Source organism: Streptomyces sp. 8P21H-1 (assembly GCF_013302945.1).
The window spans coordinates 1-999 of the sequence record NZ_JABTYA010000041.1; the positions used below are offsets into that span (position 1 = coordinate 1).

A 999-nucleotide genomic window follows, 5' to 3' on the forward strand; every position below is an offset into this window, starting at 1 on the left:
TGATCCACCGGGCACCCATACTCATGGGATGACCGCGTTCGTCCCTGCCGGGTGCGCCGGGTGCGCCGGGTGCGCCGGGTGGCTCGAACGCGGTCATCCCATGAGTATGGGTGCCCGGTGGATCATTTCCACCCCCGCGCACAGCATGTGGACGGGGGTGGTGACGGGGCCGTACGGGAAGGCCGTGCCGGAAGGCCCCCGGCCCCGGGGTTCACAGGGTCCGCAGGAGCACCGCCGGCTGTTCCACGCAGTCCGCCACATACCGCAGGAAACCGCCCGCCGTACCGCCGTCGCACACCCGGTGGTCGAAGGTGAGCGAGAGCTGCACGACCTGCCGCACCGCCAGTTCGCCCCGGTGCACCCAGGGTTTGGGGACGATCCGGCCGACGCCGAGCATGGCCGCCTCGGGGTGGTTGATGATCGGCGTGGAGCCGTCCACGCCGAACACCCCGTAGTTGTTCAGCGTGAAGGTCCCGCCGGTGAGGTCCGCCGGGGTGAGCGTCCCGGTCCGGGCCGCCTCGGTGAGCCGGGCGAACTCCGCGCTCAGCGACTCCGCGTCCCGCTCGTGCGCGCCCTTCACCACCGGTACGACGAGCCCGCGCTCGGTCTGCGCGGCGAACCCGAGGTGCACCTCGTCCAGCCGTACGACCTCGCGGGCGTCCGTGTCGACCGTCGAGTTGAGTTCGGGGTGGCGGGCCAGCGCGGCGGTGCAGATCCGGGCGAGGAGCGCGATGAGGGAGATCCTCGGCCCGCCCGCCTCGTTCATCCGGCGGCGTGCCTCCATCAGTTCGGTCGCGTCGGCGTCCACCCAGCAGGTCGCGTCGGGGATCTCGCGACGGCTGCGGGAGAGCTTGTCGGCGACGGCACCGCGGACGCCCTTGAGGGGGACGCGGGTGCCGGACGCGCGGGTGGCCGCCGGGCCGGCGGCCGGCGTGCCGGCCCGCACGGCATGTTCCACGTCCGCACGCATGATCAGGCCCTCGGGTCCCGAACCCGTCA

General features: G+C 73.0%; 1 protein-coding gene. It reads right to left on the minus strand.

Annotated features, from left to right (window positions below; genetic code table 11):
• Positions 1-211: 211 nt before the first annotated feature.
• Positions 212-999 (minus strand): dihydrolipoamide acetyltransferase family protein (locus HO151_RS00870; protein ID WP_173894225.1); only part of this gene is annotated, 788 nt, incomplete at its 5' end.